The organism is Serpentinimonas sp. SMBJO2 (assembly GCF_056341105.1).
Genome location: NZ_CP150628.1, coordinates 476,204 through 493,357 on the forward strand (window position 1 = coordinate 476,204; position 17,154 = coordinate 493,357).

The window sequence follows — 17,154 nt, forward strand, 5'->3', positions numbered from 1 at the left end:
CAGGTGCGAAGCCCGACGCCTGCGCAAGTGAGGGGCCTTGAATGGCGCATCCTAACATCGACAGCGCTGGGGGGCTGCGCCGCCTTTGCTACACTTGATCGGCCGCAAACCCTACCCCGCCGCGCCCGCGCCAGAGCAGCGCGCAAAGGAAGCCCCCCGACGTGATCACCGAACCCGAATTCCAGCACCTGGCGGCCCAGGGCTACAACCGCATCGCCCTGAGCGCCGAGACCCTGGCCGACCTGGAAACCCCGCTCTCGCTCTACCTCAAGCTGGCACACGGTGGCCCAGAGGGTGGGCGCTACAGTTTTTTGCTCGAATCGGTGGTCGGTGGCGAGCGCTTCGGGCGTTACAGCTTCATCGGCCTGCCGGCGCGCACGGTGCTGCGCGCCAGCGGTTTCGGGGCCGCAGCGCGCACCGAGGTGCTGCACGACGGCGTGCTGGTCGAAGCCGCCAGCGGCAACCCGCTCGATTTCATCGCCGCCTACCAGCAGCGCTTCAAGGTCGCCCTGCCGCCGGGCTGGCCGCGCTTTTGCGGCGGCCTGGCGGGCTACTTTGGCTACGACACGGTGCGCCACATCGAGCACAAGCTGTTGCACAGCTGCCCGCCCGACCCCTTGGGTTGCCCCGACATCCTGCTGCTGCAGTGCGAACAGCTGGCGGTGATCGACAACCTCTCGGGCCGCCTGCACCTGATCGTCTATGCCGACCCGGCCCAGCCCGAGGCCTACGCCCTGGCGCGCCAGCGCCTGCAAGCGCTGCTGGCGGCGCTGCAACGCCCGGTGGCCGCGCCGGCGCAGCCGCCCAGCCCGGTGCAGCCGCCCGTGCGCGCCTTTGACCGCGCCGACTACCTGGCGGCCGTGGCGCGCGCCAAGGAGCTGATCGCCGCCGGCGACTTCATGCAGGTGCAGGTCGGGCAGCGCATCAGCCAGCGCTACGAGCACAGCCCGCTGAGCCTGTACCGCGCCCTGCGCTCGCTCAACCCCAGCCCCTACATGTACTACTACGATTTTGGCGACTTCCAGGTGGCGGGCGCTTCGCCCGAGATTCTGGTGCGCCAGGAGCGCGTGCCCGAGGGCTGCAAGGTCACCATCCGGCCGCTGGCCGGCACGCGCGCGCGCGGGGCCACGCCGGAGCTGGACCGCGCCGCCGAACAGGAGCTGCTGGCCGACCCCAAAGAGCGCGCCGAGCACGTGATGCTCATCGATCTGGCGCGCAACGACATCGGACGCATCGCCCAGACCGGCAGCGTGCGGGTGAGCGATGCCTTTGTGATCGAGCGCTACAGCCACGTCATGCACATCGTCAGCAACGTCGAGGGCCTGCTGCAGCCGGGGCTGAGCAACATGGACGTGCTCAAGGCCACCTTCCCCGCCGGCACCCTCACCGGCGCGCCCAAGGTGCACGCGATGGAGCTGATCGACCAGCTCGAGCCCGTCAAGCGCGGCCTCTACGGCGGCGCCTGCGGCTACCTGAGCTATGCCGGTGACATGGACTTGGCCATCGCCATCCGCACCGGCATCGTCAAAGACGGGCAGTTGCACGTGCAGGCAGCGGCTGGGGTGGTGGCCGATTCGGTGCCCGAACTCGAATGGAGCGAGACCGAACACAAGGCGCGCGCGCTGCTGCGCGCCGCCGAAATGGTGCAGGAGGGATTTGCATGAGCCAGACTAACGCCAGCACGCCCGTTCATTGTTCCCACATGGCCGAGGTGCGCGCACACATCGACGCCCTCGATGCGCAGATCGTGCCCTTGCTGGCGCTGCGCTGTGGCTACGTGGCGCAAGCCGCGCGCATCAAGCAGGACCCCAACCTGATTTACGACCAGGAGCGCATCGACGCCATCCTCGATCGCGTGCAGGCGCAGGCCCACACGCTCGGGGCCCCGGCGCAGGTGCTGGAAGCGGCTTACCGGGCCTTGATCGCGGCCAGCATCGAATTCGAGCGCGCCGAATTTGCGCGTTTGCGCGCCCAACCGGCACCACCCTAGAAGGGCTGCTCCATGCTGCTGATGATCGACAACTACGACAGCTTCACCTACAACCTGGTGCAGTATTTGGGCGAGCTCGGGGCGCAGGTGCTGGTGCGGCGCAACGACGAGATCGGGCTCGAGGAGCTCGAACGGCGCGTGGCGGCGGGCGAGATCGAGCGTTTGGTGGTCTCGCCCGGCCCGTGCTCGCCGGCTGAGGCGGGGGTGTCGGTGGCCGCCATCCAGGCGCTGGCTGGGCGCGTGCCCATTCTGGGCGTCTGCCTGGGGCACCAGGCCATTGGGGCGGCGTTTGGCGGGCGCACCGTGCGCGCGCAGCAGCTCATGCACGGAAAAACCAGCCTGATCCACACCACTCAAGAGGGCGTGTTCGCCGGCCTGCCGGCGCAGTTCACGGTCAACCGCTACCATTCGTTGGCGATCGAGCGCGCCAGCCTGCCCGAGTGCCTGGCCATCACTGCCTGGAGCGACGACGGCGAGATCATGGGCGTGCGCCACCGCAGCCTGTCCATCGAGGGGGTGCAGTTTCACCCCGAGAGCATCTTGAGCGAGCACGGCCACGCCCTGTTGCAAAACTTTCTGGCGCTGCGCTGAGAGGCCGTAGAGGCCGTCCCCCTTTCCACATCCAAGACTGCATCCGCCATGGACACCGTGCCCCTTGCCCTCACGCCGCAGCAGGCGCTGCAGCGCGTCTTCGAGCGGCGCGAGCTCCTGCCCGCCGAAATGCGCTCACTCATGCAGCAGATCATGCAGGGCGCCGTGGCGCCGGTGCCGCTGGCGGCGCTGCTCACCGGGCTGCGCATGAAGGGCGAGAGCAGCGGCGAAATCGGCGCTGCCGCACGGGTGATGCGCGAATTCGTCACCCCGGTCGAGCTGGCCGATCGGCGCCATCTGGTGGACATCGTCGGCACCGGCGGCGACGGCGCGCAGACCTTCAACATCTCCACCTGCGCCATGTTCGTGGCCGCTGCCGCCGGGGCGCGCGTGAGCAAGCACGGCGGGCGCAGCGTCAGCAGCCAATCGGGCAGCGCCGACGTGCTGGAGGCGCTGGGCGCGCAGATCAACCTGAACCCGCTGCAGATCGCGCGCTGTGTCGAGCAGACCGGCGTCGGCTTCATGTTTGCGCCCAACCACCACCCGGCCATGAAACACGTGGCCCCGGTGCGGCGCGAGCTCGGCGTGCGCACGCTGTTCAATATTCTGGGGCCGCTCACCAACCCGGCCGGCGCGCCCAACATTGTGCTGGGCGTGTTTGCCCCCGAGCTGGTGGGCGTGCTGGTGCGGGTGCTGCAAGACCTGGGCGCGCAGCACGCGCTGGTGGTCTATGGGCAAGACGGGCTGGACGAAATCAGCCTTGGGGCTGCGACCCGCGTCGGCGAGTTGCGCCACGGTGCCATCCGCGAATACGAGCTGCACCCGGACGACTTTGGCTTGGCCATGGCCAGCCACCGATCGCTGCGCGTGCAAGGCCCAGCGCAGTCGCTGGCCCTGCTGCGCGCGGTGCTCGACGACCAGCCGGGCGCAGCGCGCGACATCGTGGCCCTCAACGCCGGGGCCGCGCTCTACGCCGCCGACGTGGCCGAATCGATCGCCGACGGCTTGCAGCGCGCCCGCGCCGCGCTGGCCAGTGGCGCTGCCCGCGCCAAGCTCGAGCAGTTCGTCGCCACCACCGGCGCGCTGGCCGCCGGCACCTCATAGCCGGAGTCCCTACCCATGAACGACATTTTGCAGCGCATCGTGGCCACCAAGCGCGAAGAAATCGCGCAGTCGCAGGCGCGCCACCCCTTGGCCGTGGTGCGTGCCGACGCCGAAAGCCGCTTGCTGACGCGCGACTTCACCGGCGCCTTGCGCGCCAAGCTGCGCGCCGGCCACCCGGCGGTGATCGCCGAGATCAAGAAAGCCAGCCCCTCCAAGGGCGTGCTGCGCCAGCCCTTCGAGCCGGCCGAGATCGCCCAGAGCTACGCCGCCAACGGCGCCGCCTGCCTGTCGGTGCTCACCGACCGCGACTACTTTCAGGGCAGCCCAGACTACCTCAAGCAGGCGCGCGCCTCCTGCCCTCTGCCGGTGCTGCGCAAAGACTTCCTGATCGACCCCTACCAGGTCTATGAGTCGCGCGTGCTCGGTGCCGATGCCGTGCTGCTCATCGCCGCCTGCTTGTCCGACCACCAGATGGCCGAACTCGAGGCGCTGGCGCACAGCCTGCACATGGCGGTGCTGGTGGAGGTACACGACGCGCCCGAGCTCGAGCGCGCGCTGCGCCTGCGCACGCCGCTGATCGGCGTCAACAACCGCGACCTGCGCAGCTTCGAGGTTCGGCTCGAGACCACGCTCGAGCTGCGGCCGCAGGTGCCGCCGCAGCGGCTGCTGGTGAGCGAGAGCGGCATCGGCACCCGCGCCGACGTGCTGCGGCTGCGCGCCGGCGGCGTGTCGGCCTTTCTGGTCGGCGAAGCCTTCATGCGCGCCCCCGACCCCGGGCAGGCGCTGGCCGAGCTGTTCGACCCCGGGCCGTGAGCGCGCGTGGCAGCGCCCACCCGGCGCAGCCGCAGGGGGGCTTGAGCGCCTGGGCGCCGCATGCCTGGCCCCTCGCCCCCGACTGGCAGCCGCTGTGGCGTGCGTTCCTCGCCAGCCCGCATGGGCAGCAGCTGGGCCAGCGCCTGCAAGCCCAGATCGACGCCGGGTTGCCGGTCTATCCGGCCCAGCCCCTGCGCGCGCTGGCGCTCACGCCGCTGGCCCAGGTGCGGGTCGTGATTCTGGGTCAAGATCCCTACCACGGGCCGGGTCAGGCCGACGGACTGGCCTTTTCGGTGCCCGGCGGCCAGCGGCCGCCGCCTTCGCTGCGCAACATCTGGGCCGAGTGGCAGCGCGAATCTGCGTCTGACCCAAGCGCAGGCAACCCCGTGCGCCACGGCAGGGCGCCGCCATGCGGTAGCCTCGAGCCGTGGGCGCGCCAGGGCGTGCTGTTGCTCAACACCACCCTCACGGTGCAGGCCGGGCAGGCGGCCAGCCACGCCGGCTGGGGCTGGGAGCGCTTCACCCACGCCGTGCTGCAGGCTTGCGCCGCCCACGGCCGCCGCAAGGCGTTCCTGCTCTGGGGCCGGCACGCCCAGGCCGTCGCAGACGCCGCGGCCCTCGACCGCCCGCCGCACCTGTGTCTGCGCGCCAACCACCCCTCGCCGCTGGCGGCGCGGCGGCCACCGCAGCCCTTCATCGGTTGCGGCCATTTTGGCGCCGTCAACCGCTGGCTGTTGCAGCAGGGCGAAAAAAGCTTGGACTGGTGCTGAAATCGCTTTGGCGCCATGGCATAATGCGGGGCTTGCTGGAGGGGTGCCCGAGTGGCTAAAGGGGGCAGACTGTAAATCTGTTGGCTTACGCCTACGCTGGTTCGAATCCAGCCTCCTCCACCAGCAAAGCCGATGCGGCAAACCGGAGCTCGGGCAGACTGTGGCTGCTGCGTCCGGCCCAGGTGGGGCTCGATGCGGGAGTAGTTCAATGGTAGAACCCCAGCCTTCCAAGCTGATGACGCGGGTTCGATTCCCGTCTCCCGCTCCAGCGCCGGTGCCGTCCAGGCTGATGTTTTGTGTAAGCGGCCGCAAGGCCGCCATGCCCATGTGGCTCAGTGGTAGAGCACTCCCTTGGTAAGGGAGAGGTCGGCAGTTCGATCCTGCCCATGGGCACCAGGTCTTTGGTGTGTTTTTAATCATTTCGGCATTCTTCAATTCGGAGCTGTAGCATGGCAAAGGAAAAATTCCAGCGGACCAAGCCGCACGTCAACGTGGGCACCATCGGTCACGTGGACCACGGCAAAACCACGCTCACGGCGGCCATCACCACCGTGCTGGCGGCCAAGTTTGGCGGACAGGCCAAGGCCTACGACCAGATCGACGCGGCTCCTGAAGAAAAAGCGCGCGGCATCACCATCAACACCGCGCACGTCGAATACGAGACCGCCAGCCGCCACTACGCCCACGTCGACTGCCCCGGCCACGCCGACTACGTCAAGAACATGATCACCGGTGCGGCGCAGATGGACGGCGCCATCCTGGTCTGCTCCGCCGCCGACGGCCCCATGCCGCAGACGCGCGAGCACATCCTGCTGGCGCGCCAGGTCGGTGTGCCCTACATCATCGTGTTTCTGAACAAGTGCGACATGGTCGACGACGCCGAGCTGCTCGAGCTGGTCGAGATGGAAGTGCGCGAGCTGCTCGACAAATACGACTTCCCCGGCGACGCCACCCCGATCGTGCACGGCTCGGCCAAGCTCGCGCTCGAAGGCGACAAAGGCCCGCTGGGCGAGCAAGCCATCATGAAGCTGGCCGACGCCCTCGACAGCTACATCCCGCAGCCCGAGCGCGCCGTCGACGGCGCCTTCCTGATGCCGGTCGAAGACGTGTTCAGCATCAGCGGCCGCGGCACCGTGGTCACCGGGCGCATCGAGCGCGGCCTCATCAAGGTTGGCGAAGAGATCGAGATCGTCGGCATCGCCACCACCCAGAAGACCACCTGCACCGGCGTCGAGATGTTCCGCAAGCTGCTCGATCAGGGCCAGGCCGGCGACAACGTCGGCATCCTGCTGCGCGGCACCAAGCGCGAAGACGTGCAGCGCGGCCAAGTGCTGTGCAAGCCCGGCAGCATCAAGCCCCACACCCACTTCACCGGCGAGGTCTACGTGCTGAGCAAGGACGAAGGCGGGCGCCACACGCCGTTCTTCAACAACTACCGGCCGCAGTTCTACTTTCGCACCACCGACGTCACCGGCTCGATCGAGCTGCCCGAAGGCAAGGAGATGGTCATGCCCGGCGACAACGTCAGCATCACCGTCAAGCTGATTGCCCCGATCGCCATGGAAGAAGGCCTGCGCTTTGCCATCCGCGAGGGCGGCCGCACCGTCGGCGCCGGCGTGGTGGCCAAGATTCTGGATTGATTTCGCATCGGATTGATTGCGCCTAGGGGTATAGCTCAATTGGCAGAGCGTCGGTCTCCAAAACCGAAGGTTGTAGGTTCGATTCCTACTGCCCCTGCCACCTGACCGGCTTGCGGTCGGAGTTGGTTTTACAAAGCCCGCCGAAGTCGCAAGACCTCTGGTGGGCTTGCGTTTCTGCAAAGAACGCATTTTTAGGACTGGATTTCATGGCATCCCCCGAAGTAGAGACCGTCAGCAGCGGCGCCGACAAGGCCAAGCTGGGTGCTGCCGCCGCGCTGGCCGTGGCCGGTTTTGCGGCATTTTTCTGGCTCGAAACCCATGGCACCTGGGTGCAGTGGGCGGCGCTGCTGTTCGGGCTGGCCGCCGGCGCGGTCGTGTTCTTCCTTTCCGAGCCTGGGCGGCAGTTGATCGGTTACGGCCAGGACTCGTGGCGCGAAACGCAAAAAGTGGTCTGGCCGGCGCGGCGCGAAGCGATCCAGATGACCGCCTACGTGTTCGCTTTCGTTGTCGTCATCGCGCTCTTTCTCTGGCTGGCCGACAGCCTGATCAGCTGGGTGCTGTACGACCTGATTCTGGGCTGGAGATAAGCCATGAACGCTGCCCAAACCCCCACCCTCCCCACCCTGAGCGCCGCGCCTGCCGAAGGCATGCGCTGGTACGTGGTGCACGCCTATTCCGGCATGGAAAAGGCGGCCGAGCGCAACATCCTCGAGCGCGTGCAGCGCGCCGGAATGCAGAGCAAGTTTGGCCGCATCCTGGTGCCCACCGAAGAGGTGGTGGAGATCAAGAACGGCGTCAAGCGCACCACCGAACGCAAGTTTTTCCCCGGCTACGTGCTGGTCGAAATGGTGCTCGACGACGACACCTGGCACCTGGTCAAGAACACCGCCAAGGTCACCGGCTTCGTGGGCGGCGCCCGCACCCGCCCGACCCCGATCTCTGAAGCCGAGGTGCAAAAAATCATCGGCCAGATGCAAGAGGGCTCCGACAAGCCGCGCCACAAGGTCGAGTTCGTCACCGGCGAGTACGTGCGCGTCAAGGACGGCCCCTTCACCGACTTCAACGGCACGGTCGAAGACGTCAACTACGACAAAAACAAGGTGCGCGTCTCGGTCACCATCTTTGGCCGCGCGACCCCGGTCGAACTCGAGTTCAACCAGATCGAAAAAGCCTGAGTTCACTCGGTCAGATGCCCCTTGGGGTTTTTCGGCTGCGTCGGAACTCCAAGGTCTTGCTGGGGTCGAAGCCCGGTCGCGGGCGGCGGTGCCTTACACTGTGCCCGCTCATCCCTAGCCGAACCCAAGGAGTTCAACCCCGATGAAACGTGTAATGCTGCTGATTCTGACCAACGTGGCCGTGATGGTCGTGCTGCTGGTCATGACGCGCCTGCTGGGCCTGGATCAATTCCTGACCGCGCAGGGCCTGAACCTGTTTGCGCTGGCCGGGTTTTCGCTGGTGATCGGTTTTGGCGGCGCCTTCATCTCGCTGCTGATCAGCAAGCCGATGGCCAAGTTCAGCACCAAGTGCCAGGTCATCACCCAGCCGCGCAACGCCGACGAGGCCTGGCTGGTGCACACGGTGCAAAAATTTGCCGACAAGGCCGGCATCGGCATGCCCGAAGTGGCGATCTACCACGGCGCGCCCAACGCCTTTGCCACCGGGGCCTTCAGGAATTCGGCGCTGGTGGCGGTTTCCACCGGACTGCTGCAGAGCATGACGCGCGACGAGGTCGAGGCCGTGCTCGGTCACGAGGTGGCGCACGTCGCCAATGGCGACATGGTCACGCTCACGCTCATCCAGGGCGTGATGAACACCTTCGTGGTGTTCCTGAGCCGCGTCATCGGCTACATCGTCGATCGCGTGGTGCTGCGCAACCAGAGCGAGGCCCCCGGCATTGGCTACTGGGTGACGACGATCGTCATGGACATCGTGCTCGGCATCCTGGCGGCGATCATCGTCTCGTGGTTCAGCCGCCAGCGCGAGTTCCGCGCCGATGCCGGCGCCGCGCAGCTGATGGGACGCAAGCAACCCATGATCAACGCCCTGGCGCGCCTGGGGGGCCTGCAACCGGGCCAACTGCCCAAAGAGATGCAGGCCATGGGCATCAGCAGCAGCGGCATCGGCAAGTGGTTCTCGAGCCACCCGCCGATCGCCGAGCGCATCGCGGCGCTGCAACAGCAGCAGGGTTGAGCCGGGCAGGCGGCTGCGCCAATCGCAGCGCCAAGCCGCAGGCGCTCAACCGTACGCCACCGCCTCGCGCCGCGCGCCCCGGTCGGGCGCCGGCGCCGGCTGGCCCAGTGCGTGGCAGGCCAGCGCTTCGGCCACGCGGATGCCATCCACCGCCGCCGACAAGATCCCGCCCGCATAACCTGCCCCTTCACCGGCCGGGTACAGGCCGCGCACGTTCAGGCTTTGGTAGTCGTCGCCGCGTGGGATGCGCAGCGGCGACGAGGTGCGCGTCTCCACACCCGTGAGCACGGCGTCGGGCAGGTCGAAGCCGCGGATCTGCCGACCGAAGGCCGGCAGGGCTTCGCGCAGCGCCTGCAGCACGTAGTCGGGCAGCACGCTGGCCAGGTCAGTGGGGTGCACGCCCGGCTGGTACGAGGGCTGCACGCTGCCGAAGGCGCTGCTGGGCCGCTGGGCCAACAGGTCGGCCACGCGCTGCCCTGGGGCGCAGTAGTTGCTGCCGCCGGCCACGAAGGCGCGTGCCTCCAGGTCGCGCTGCAGCACCACGCCGGCCAAGGGGTGCACGTGGCCGCACGCGGCCAGCGCTTGCGCCTGCTGGGCATAGAGCACGCCGCGCTGGGGGCCAAAAGCAGCCTCCCAAGCCGCGCTGGCGGCGGGAAAATCCTGCGGGAAATCGCGCGGCTCGATCGCCACCACCAAACCAGCGTTGGCGTTGCGCTCCTGGCGCGAGTACTGGCTCATGCCGTTGGTGACGACGCGCCCGGTCTCGCTGGTGGCGGCGACCACGGTCCCGCCCGGGCACATGCAAAAGCTGTACACCGCGCGCCCGTTGCGCGCGTGGTGCACCAGCTTGTAGTCGGCCGCACCCAGCAGCGGGTGGCCGGCATGGCGGCCCCAGCGCGCGCGGTCGATCAGGCTTTGCGGGTGCTCGATGCGCACGCCGATCGAGAACGCCTTGGCCTGCAGCGCCACGCCTGCGTCGTGCAGCATGGCAAAGGTGTTGCGCGCGCTGTGTCCCAGCGCCAGCACCAGGCGCGCGCAGGGCAGCTCGGTTTCGGCGCCTGTGGTCTGATCGTGGATGCGCACGCCGCGCAGTCGCAGGGCCTGGGGCGCGGGTGCAGCGGCAACGGGTGGCAAATGGCCCGGCGCGGCGTGGGCGGGCTCATCGGGCTGCAGCAGCACGGCGCTGACGCGCTGCTCGAAGCGGATCTCGCCACCCAGGGCGATGATCTGCTCGCGCAGCGCCTGCACCACCTTGACCAGTCTGAAGGTGCCGATGTGCGGGTGCGCCTGGTACAGGATCTCGGGCGGTGCGCCGGCAGCCACGAACTCCTGCAGCACCTTGCGTCCGAGCCAGCGCGGGTCTTTGATCTGGCTGTAGAGCTTGCCGTCCGAAAACAGGCCCGCGCCGCCTTCGCCAAACTGCACGTTCGACTCGGGCTGCAATTGCTGCCTGCGCCACAGCCCCCAGGTGTCGGCGGTGCGCTGGCGCACCGGGCGGCCGCGCTCGAGCACCAGCGGTTTGAGCCCCATCTGCGCCAGCGCCAGCGCCGCAAACAGGCCGCAGGGGCCAAATCCCAGCACCACCGGGCGCTGCTCGGGGCGCGCGGGCCAGCCAGCCGGGGCGCAGGCCGGCGGGTGCCAGCGCATGTCCGGGCTGGGCTGGATGTGGGGGCGGCCGGCCAGGCGCTGCAGCAGCGCCGCCTCCTGCGCCGGGTCGGTCAGCTCCAGATCGACCACATAGACCACGCGCAGCTGCACCGAGCGCGCATCGAAGCTGCGCTTGTGCACCTGCAGGTGCGCGATCTGCGGTTCGGGCAGCTCCAGGGCCTGCGCCGCCAGCGCGCGCAGCGCCGCCAGCGGGTGCACAGCGCCCGAAGCGCCCGCAGCGCTCGCGGCGGGCTCGGGCAGTGCGGACAAATCCAGTTTGAGTTCAGACAGGCGCAGCATGGCGGGCTCGTATTCATCAAGCAACGGGATCGGGATGATACGCCGGCTCGCGGCGGCTGGAGCAGGCGGCTGAAGCTCTCGGTGCAGGCGGTGGGCGCAATCCGGGATAATCGAAGCCGTGAAGCCTGCCAGACCGCCGCTGGCGCAAGGCCCGAAAGGGCGCGCTGGAGGAACGTCCGGACTGCACAGGACGGCGCAGCAGCTAACGGCTGCCCACCGCGAGGTGAGGATCAGAGCAACAGAGACGAGTCCCCAGGAACCAACCGCTGCGGCGGCCGGAGCCTGGGGGGTGAAACGGGCAATCTCTGCGCGCAGCAACACCAAGTAGGCCAGCCACGCAAGCAGGGCAACCTCTTGCGACCTTGTGGTTTCGCAAGGCGAGCTGGCGGGTAGGTGGCACCGAGCCGTGTGGGCGACCCACGGCCCAGAGAAATGGCGGTCACGCGGCGGGCAACCGCCACGCACAGAATCCGGCGTATCGGCAGGCTTCACACTTTTGCCGGGGCTCAACCCCCGGGCACTGCACGGCACCTGCGGCTTCAGACGGGCTGCGGCAGCGTCGAGCGCTCGGGGCAAGCCGGGGCATCGGCCGCGAACACCTGCCCCTTGCGGCTGGCCTTGGCGCTGTACATGGCCAGGTCGGCAGCGCGCAGCAAGCCGTACAGTTCGCTGCCGTCATCGGGCGTGAGCGCCACGCCGGCAGAAGCCGACACCTGCAACCGCTGGGCTCGGTATGCGATCGGCGCTTCGAGTGCATGGCGCAGCCGCGCGACCATGGCGTCGAGCTCGGGGCGCGCCGGACACTGGGCGAGCAGCACCACGAATTCGTCGCCACCCAAACGCGCGGCCAAATCGCGCTCGCGCGAGTGCAGGCGCAAACGCTGGCCGATTTCACGCAGCACCTGGTCCCCCGCCTCGTGACCCAGGGTGTCGTTGATGGGCTTGAAGCGGTCGAGGTCGAACAACACCAGCGCGTGGCGACCGGGGCGGCGCAACAGGGCGTTGCCGATCTCATCGAGGCCGCTGCGGTTGTAGAGGCCGGTCAGGGGGTCGGTCAGGGCAGCCTTTGCCAGGTGCAGGCTGCGCTGTTCCAGCTGGGTGTTTTGCTGCTGCACAAAACGAATGCGGGCGCTCAGGGCCGCGGCAAACACCAGCGACTGCGCCACGACGCCGACCTCGAGGCTGTTGTGCAGCCAGAACAACTGCTCCGACCAGCCCCAGTTGACCGCCACCACCGCACCCACGGCCAGGAACGGCAACAGGCTGCCGGCGAGGTACCAGCGCGCTGGCCGGTAGCCGCGCTGCCACTGGCGCGCCGCGATCAGCGTCAGGCACACGCTGCCTGCCAAGGCCACGGCCTCGTTGAGGTGCTGCGCCCATACGGTGTGCCCCAGCACGCCCAGCAGCAGGGCCAAGCCGCAAAGGCTTACGAAGGCCAGCAAGAAGCCGTCGATGCGCCGCTCCTTGCCATGGCTGTTCAAGAAAACGCGGGCAAAAGCGGCACAGGCCGCCAGCCACAGCGAAGGAAAAATCACGTAGCTGTGCTCGATCCACCAAGGGCTGGCCGGCCACAGGTACTGCGCGGCGTGGCCGTTGAAGCTTGCCAGCGAGAGGACGGCAAAGGCACTCATGAGGCCGAAATGCAGAAAAATGGCGTCGCGCAACGCCAAGTACAGTGCCACCATGGCCGCCAGCAGGGTCAGCAGCATGCCGTAGATGAAGCCGTCGAACAGGCGCTGATGCTGGCGCTGCAGGTGGTAGTCGCCCGCCTCCCACAGGGTGGGCGTCATGTGCCGAGGGATGCTGGATTGCACCCGCAGGTACAGGGTGTAGGTGCCAGGCTGGTGCAGGGTCAAGGGAAATACGGCGCGCTCGCTGCCCAGTACACGGCTGGCAAAGGGGTGGATCAAGCCGGTGCTGAGCGGCGCCGCCAGGCGCTCGCCGGCCGCCGTGACCGGCCCGTAAAAAGCGACATCGCGCAAGGCGGTGGTGGGCAGTTCGAGCAGCCAGTGGCCGTCCGGGCTGGGTTGCGTCACGCGGATGCGCAGCCACCACACGGTCGGTCCGTGAGCGCGCAACAGCTGCGCCGGGTAGTGCCAAGAGGCGGCCTGCGCCGGGTGGCGCACCTGCTCCAGGCTCAAGGCGCCGGTGGGGTCGGCCAGCAACGCGACGCGTCCTTGCAGGTGCAGGCCGTGCGGCAGGCGCTCGAGCACCACGGCGGCGGTGGGTGGCCCGGACGCTGCGGGCGTTTGGGCGGCGAGGGCCGGTGCACCCATCAGCAGACCAGCGGCCAGCGCCAGCAGCGCAGCGGCCAGCGCCAGCAGCGCAGCCGTATGAGCCAGCCGCGCCGCACCCAGCGCCCACAGCCAGCGCAGCGGGCGCGCACCCACGCGGCGGCGTTGCGGGCGATGCGCGCTGTGGTCGGGCTGTGGGTGGGCGTTCATGCTAAACCCGCCAATATACCGTTTCCAAAGGCTGCTGGGAAGCGATTTCTGCAGCCAAAGCGGCATGGCCGTCTAGGCAGTCAGCCCGCCATCCGGCCTGAACTTCGGGGTATGATGAAGCCGAAAAACAACAAGAGGTGGCGATTTGGGACGATCGAACGCGTTGCGGGCCGTCTGCGCGGCGGCGGCGGGCAGGTGTTGCGTGCTGTGGTTGTGGCTTGGGTGCCTGGTGCTGGCGCCGGGCGTTGTTTGGGCGCAGCCCATTCAGCATGGGCCCAGCGCTGCGGTGGCCGATGCGCGGCCGCTGCTCACGCTGGGGGTGTTTGCCTACCGGCCCAAGCCCATCATGCTCCAGCGCTTCGCCACCCTGGGCGATTTTTTGGGCGCCAGGGTGCCGGGCTACCGTTTCGAGGTGGTGGCCTTGGACGGAGCCGAGCTGGAACAGGAGATCGAGGCCGGGCGGGTCGATTTCGTGCTCACCAACCCGGTGCATTTTCACCTGCTGCGCGAAAGCGGCCGCTTGTCGGGCTCGCTGGCCTCGATGGTGATGCGCCACGGTCAAACTCCCGTACACGGCATCGGCGGGGTGATCGTGCGCCTGCCCGAGCGCACCGATCTGGCCACGCTGCCCGATCTGCGCGGGCGCCGCATCGCGGTCTCGGGCCGCGAGAGTCTGGGTTCGTACCTGGCCCCGGCGGCCGAGTTGCTGCAAGCCGGGGTGCCGCTGCAAGAGTGGCACATCGTCGAAACCGGGCAGCCAGTGGACCGGGTGGTCGAGGCGGTGCTGCGGCGCGAGGTCGATGCCGGCTTCGTGCGCACCAGCCTGCTGGAAGACCTGGAGCGCGAGGGCAAGCTGCTTCCGGGGCAACTGGTGCTCCTGAACCCACAGCAGGTGCCGGGTTTTCCGTTGCGCCTCTCGACCCGTCTATACCCCGAATGGCCCTTCCTGGCCACCGTGCACGTGCCGCCCGAGCTCTCGCACCAGGTGGCGCTGGCGCTGATGGAATTGCGCCCCTACGACCCGGCGGCGTTGCAGGCGGGGCTGTACGGTTTCAGCATCCCGGCCGACTACGCCACAGTGGAGCGGGCGATGCGCGAGCTGCGCATGCCGCCCTTTGATCAACTGCCGTCGGTGACCTGGGCCGATGTCTGGCTGCGCTACCAGCTCTGGATCGTGGCCTTGGGCCTGAGTGGCAGCCTGGTGCTGCTGCTGGCGCTGGGGTTGGGGCTCAATACCCGGCGCCTGGTGCGCATCAGGCGCGAGCTGCAGGCCGATCGGGCCTTGCTGCAGCAGCAGCGCGAGGCGCTGGACCGGCTGGCGCACTACGACCCCCTGACCGGGGTGCCGAACCGGCGCCTGCTCGAAGACCGGATGCAGGTGGCGCTGGCGCGCGCACGCCGTCAGGCCAGCCGCCTGGCGGTGTGCTACCTCGATCTGGACAATTTCAAACCGATCAACGACCTGCTCGGCCACGCCGCCGGCGATCGGTTCCTGATCGAGATCACGCGCCGCTTGCAACAAGGCTTGCGCGCCACCGATACCTTGGCCCGGCTGGGTGGCGACGAATTCGTGCTGCTGCTGGACGATTTGAGCGACGAGGACGAGTGGCAGCCGGTGTTGCAGCGCTTGCTCGAGGCGCTGCAGCAGCCGGTGCAGATCGATGGCCACGCCGTGGCCTCGAGCGCCAGCGTGGGGGTGGTGCTGTTTCCGGCCAAGGCCCAAGACCCGGCCGACCCCGATACCCTGCTGCGCCATGCCGACCAGGCCATGTATCAGGCCAAACAGGAGGGGCGCAACCGCTACCGGGTGTTCGGGCTCAAGGCTTGAACAGGCCCAGCGCCTCGATGCGCTGCAGGTGCGCCAGCAGCGAGCGCCGCGCCACCGGCCACAGGTGCGCAGGTACGTCGGCATAGACCACGGGCAGCCAGTCGTCGGCTTGGCCCTTGGGCAGCGCCCGCATGGCCGACAGCACCCGCGCCTCGCGCTGCAGGCGGTGCCGGCGCAGCCGCTCGATGGCCTGCAAGGGCTGTGCCAGCGCATGGCCATGGGCGGGCAGGATGTGGGTCACGCCCGCGTCCATGCACAGCGCCGCCAGGCGATCGAGCGCCTCGAGGTAGGCGCTCATGTCGCCGTCGGGCGGTTCGATCACCGTGGTGCTGCCCTCGAGGATGTGGTCGCCGCTGAACAACAGGCCGTCGCCTTCGAGCAGCAGACACAGGTGGTTGGCGGCGTGGCCGGGCGTGTGCAGGACGCGCAGCCGCAGCGGCGCCGCGCGCCCGTCGGGGTGGGGCAACTCCAGCACCTCGCCATCGCGCAGGGTGCGGTCGGGGCGGAAAAAACTGTGCTCGCGCGCCGTGGCGGCGCTGGGCAGGCCCCAGATCGGCGCCACTGGCGCCGAGGGGGGCGCAGAAGGGGGCGCAAAATCCTGCGCCGCAGTGTCTGCCATGGCCTGGCGGCACAGCGCCTGCAGCGGCTGGGCGGCGGGCGCGTGGTCGGGGTGCGAATGGGTGCAGACAATGGCGTGGATCTGGCCGGCGGTGGCTTGCCACAGGCGCTGCACATGCGCGGCATCCGGCGGGCCGGGGTCGATCACCCAGTAGCCGCTGGTGGGCGTGCCGATCAGGTAGCTGTTGGTGCCGGGGCCGGTCATCAGCCCGGCGTTGGGGGCGGTCAGGCGCAGCACATGGGGCCGCAGGGCCACGGGCTGTGCGTGTTGCCAATCGGGTGGGTCGTGCAAGGGCAGGGGGTGGATCATGGTCGGATCAGGCAGGGGTGCGCGGGTGGCACGGGTGGCGCGGCAACAAGCGCTGGGCGGCAACAAGAGCTGGGCGGCAAGGGCGGGCAAAGGTGTGCAATCGTAAGGGCTGTAAATTTGGGTCTGGCGGCCAGGCCGCGCGGCACCATAAGATCGATAATGACACCATTGTCAACTGTCAAGGAGCAACCATGCGCTACGTCCCTTATGCCGCCTACACCGCTTTGGCCGCCGCTGTGGTCCTCACGGCTGGCTGCGCCACCATGACCGAAACCCAGCAAGGGGCAGCCCGCGGTGCCGCCATCGGTGCCGTGGCCGGAACCGTGATCGGCGCCGCCGCCGACGGCCGCGATGGTGCGCTGCGCGGCGCCGTGATCGGCGCCGGCGTCGGGGCCATCGGTGGCCACATCTGGTCCACGCGCATGGAAGAGCAGCGCCGCGCCATGGAGGAAAGCACGCGCGGCACCGGGGTCGAGGTCACGCAGACGGCCGACAACCAGCTCAAGCTCCACATCCCGAGCGATGTCTCGTTTGCCGTCGGCCGCGCCGACATCCAGCCCAACTTCCGCCCGATCCTCGACACCTTTGCCCAGGGCATGGTGCGCAACCCCAATGCGCGCGTGCGCATCATCGGCCACACCGACAGCACCGGCACCGACGCCATCAACAACCCGCTCTCGCTCAGCCGCGCCGCCAGTGTGCGCGACTATCTGGTTGCGCGCGGTGTGTCGATGGGCTCGATCAGCATCGATGGGCGTGGTGCGCGCGAGCCCGTGGCCAGCAACGACACCGCAGCCGGCCGGGCGCAAAACCGCCGCGTCGAGATTTTCATGGCGGAAACCGCGCCGCGCTGAAGCGCAGCCGCAGCGGTCGGCAAGGGCTCGAGCGGGGTACCCAGGCTGGGCGGCG

At 68.7% G+C, this 17,154-nt stretch carries 14 protein-coding genes, 4 tRNA genes, 1 other RNA gene and 1 pseudogene; 17 read left to right on the forward strand and 3 right to left on the reverse strand.

The features are described from left to right. Nucleotides 1-161: 161 nt before the first annotated feature. The 14 genes from trpE to htpX all read left to right on the forward strand — a co-directional run bounded on the left by trpE (nucleotide 162) and on the right by htpX (nucleotide 9,098). On the forward strand, nucleotides 162-1,664 hold the full coding sequence (gene trpE / locus AAAZ40_RS02130; protein WP_476660956.1) for an anthranilate synthase component I: 1,503 nt from the start codon (nucleotides 162-164) through the stop codon (nucleotides 1,662-1,664). Then, nucleotides 1,661-1,990: a chorismate mutase gene (locus tag AAAZ40_RS02135; RefSeq protein ID WP_476660957.1), complete on the forward strand. Its 330-nt coding sequence runs from the start codon at nucleotides 1,661-1,663 to the stop codon at nucleotides 1,988-1,990. Before trpE ends, AAAZ40_RS02135 begins: the two co-directional genes overlap by 4 nt. Nucleotides 1,991-2,002: 12 nt before the next feature. Continuing rightward, nucleotides 2,003-2,581: an aminodeoxychorismate/anthranilate synthase component II gene (locus AAAZ40_RS02140; protein ID WP_476660958.1), complete on the forward strand. Its 579-nt coding sequence runs from the start codon at nucleotides 2,003-2,005 to the stop codon at nucleotides 2,579-2,581. A 48-nt stretch (nucleotides 2,582-2,629) separates the two neighbouring features. Beyond that, the gene (gene trpD / locus AAAZ40_RS02145) at nucleotides 2,630-3,685 is read left to right on the forward strand and encodes an anthranilate phosphoribosyltransferase (protein WP_476660959.1); all 1,056 of its coding nucleotides are present in this window, start codon (nucleotides 2,630-2,632) and stop codon (nucleotides 3,683-3,685) included. Nucleotides 3,686-3,700: 15 nt separating this feature from the next. Further along, nucleotides 3,701-4,498, forward strand: a complete 798-nt coding sequence (gene trpC / locus AAAZ40_RS02150) for an indole-3-glycerol phosphate synthase TrpC (RefSeq protein WP_476660960.1) — start codon at nucleotides 3,701-3,703, stop codon at nucleotides 4,496-4,498. Continuing rightward, on the forward strand, nucleotides 4,495-5,268 hold the full coding sequence (locus AAAZ40_RS02155) for a uracil-DNA glycosylase (RefSeq protein WP_476660961.1): 774 nt from the start codon (nucleotides 4,495-4,497) through the stop codon (nucleotides 5,266-5,268). The genes trpC and AAAZ40_RS02155 overlap by 4 nt, the downstream gene beginning before the upstream one ends. 37 nt (nucleotides 5,269-5,305) lie before the next feature. After that, a tRNA-Tyr gene (locus AAAZ40_RS02160) sits at nucleotides 5,306-5,391 on the forward strand. Nucleotides 5,392-5,462: 71 nt separating this feature from the next. Beyond that, a tRNA-Gly gene (locus AAAZ40_RS02165) sits at nucleotides 5,463-5,536 on the forward strand. A 53-nt stretch (nucleotides 5,537-5,589) separates the two neighbouring features. Then, nucleotides 5,590-5,664: transfer RNA gene (locus tag AAAZ40_RS02170), tRNA-Thr, on the forward strand. 53 nt (nucleotides 5,665-5,717) lie between these two features. Beyond that, nucleotides 5,718-6,908 carry an elongation factor Tu gene (gene tuf / locus AAAZ40_RS02175; RefSeq protein WP_476660865.1) on the forward strand — a complete coding sequence of 397 codons (1,191 nt, stop codon included), beginning with the start codon at nucleotides 5,718-5,720 and terminating at the stop codon, nucleotides 6,906-6,908. A gap of 24 nt (nucleotides 6,909-6,932) precedes the next feature. Further along, nucleotides 6,933-7,008 (forward strand) — tRNA-Trp (locus tag AAAZ40_RS02180). Nucleotides 7,009-7,114: 106 nt separating this feature from the next. Next, entirely contained in the window at nucleotides 7,115-7,495 is a 381-nt protein-coding gene (gene secE, locus AAAZ40_RS02185) for a preprotein translocase subunit SecE (protein ID WP_476660962.1), read from the forward strand. Between the two features lie 3 nt (nucleotides 7,496-7,498). After that, on the forward strand, nucleotides 7,499-8,083 hold the full coding sequence (gene nusG, locus AAAZ40_RS02190; RefSeq protein WP_476660963.1) for a transcription termination/antitermination protein NusG: 585 nt from the start codon (nucleotides 7,499-7,501) through the stop codon (nucleotides 8,081-8,083). 142 nt (nucleotides 8,084-8,225) lie between these two features. After that, entirely contained in the window at nucleotides 8,226-9,098 is an 873-nt protein-coding gene (htpX, locus tag AAAZ40_RS02195; RefSeq protein WP_476660964.1) for a protease HtpX, read from the forward strand. 45 nt (nucleotides 9,099-9,143) lie between these two features. Here the strand turns inward: htpX and AAAZ40_RS02200 are convergent, their stop codons facing one another. Then, complete coding sequence (locus AAAZ40_RS02200) at nucleotides 9,144-11,045, reverse strand: NAD(P)/FAD-dependent oxidoreductase (protein WP_476660965.1); 1,902 nt, start codon at nucleotides 11,043-11,045, stop codon at nucleotides 9,144-9,146. 120 nt (nucleotides 11,046-11,165) lie between these two features. On the opposite strand from AAAZ40_RS02200, the gene rnpB reads away from it, so the two are divergent. Next, nucleotides 11,166-11,539: RNase P RNA component class A (rnpB, locus tag AAAZ40_RS02205), an RNA gene on the forward strand. 45 nt (nucleotides 11,540-11,584) lie between these two features. Here the strand turns inward: rnpB and AAAZ40_RS02210 are convergent. Beyond that, nucleotides 11,585-13,489, reverse strand: a complete 1,905-nt coding sequence (locus tag AAAZ40_RS02210; RefSeq protein ID WP_476660966.1) for a diguanylate cyclase domain-containing protein — start codon at nucleotides 13,487-13,489, stop codon at nucleotides 11,585-11,587. A 145-nt stretch (nucleotides 13,490-13,634) separates the two neighbouring features. Between AAAZ40_RS02210 and AAAZ40_RS02215 the strand changes: the two genes are divergently transcribed. Next, nucleotides 13,635-15,317 (forward strand): diguanylate cyclase domain-containing protein, encoded by a 1,683-nt coding sequence (locus AAAZ40_RS02215; protein WP_476660967.1) that lies wholly within the window; start codon nucleotides 13,635-13,637, stop codon nucleotides 15,315-15,317. Here the strand turns inward: AAAZ40_RS02215 and AAAZ40_RS02220 are convergent. Further along, nucleotides 15,307-16,257 (reverse strand): annotated as a pseudogene (locus tag AAAZ40_RS02220) (MBL fold metallo-hydrolase); the annotation flags it as partial. The gene AAAZ40_RS02215 and the pseudogene AAAZ40_RS02220 overlap by 11 nt on opposite strands. A 179-nt stretch (nucleotides 16,258-16,436) precedes the next feature. On the opposite strand from AAAZ40_RS02220, the gene AAAZ40_RS02225 reads away from it, so the two are divergent. Next, nucleotides 16,437-17,099, forward strand: a complete 663-nt coding sequence (locus AAAZ40_RS02225) for a YiaD family glycine zipper/OmpA-like lipoprotein (RefSeq protein WP_476660968.1) — start codon at nucleotides 16,437-16,439, stop codon at nucleotides 17,097-17,099. Nucleotides 17,100-17,154: the final 55 nt, after the last annotated feature.